We start from the raw sequence: 361 nt of genomic DNA, 5'->3' as shown, positions 1-361 counted from the left end.
CTGGCGATGTCCTACTCTCACATGGGGAGACCCCACACTACCATCGGCGCTGTTGTGTTTCACTTCTGAGTTCGGCATGGGTTCAGGTGGGTCCACAACGCTATGGTCGCCAAGCAAATTCTTTTAGCTTACAGAGCTATAAAACTGGTGCTGATACCCAGAATCGAACTGGGGACCTCATCCTTACCAAGGATGCGCTCTACCGACTGAGCCATATCAGCACACTGTATCTTGTGTCACAAGTGACTAAAAAGCCCGCTCTTACAAACGGGCTCTTATAAATTCAAAGCCTGGCGATGTCCTACTCTCACATGGGGAGACCCCACACTACCATCGGCGCTGTTGTGTTTCACTTCTGAGT

The 361-nt window shown here is 50.4% G+C and carries 1 tRNA gene and 2 rRNA genes (1 of these 3 cut by a window edge); all 3 read right to left on the bottom strand.

The features are described from left to right. A 5S ribosomal RNA gene (gene rrf, locus AACR75_RS01195) occupies nt 1-114 on the bottom strand (it extends 2 nt beyond the left edge of the window). 31 nt (nt 115-145) lie between these two features. Continuing rightward, nucleotides 146-221, bottom strand: a tRNA-Thr gene (locus AACR75_RS01190). A 67-nt stretch (nt 222-288) separates the two neighbouring features. Continuing rightward, nucleotides 289-361: ribosomal RNA gene (rrf, locus tag AACR75_RS18565) — 5S ribosomal RNA — on the bottom strand; the annotation flags it as partial.

Origin of the sequence: Vibrio sp. ZOR0018 (assembly GCF_963865925.1) — a bacterium.
GTDB lineage: Bacteria > Pseudomonadota > Gammaproteobacteria > Enterobacterales > Vibrionaceae > Vibrio > Vibrio anguillarum.
Note: the sequence above shows the minus strand (reverse complement) of the source record. Positions and strands in the feature narration are given on the sequence as shown.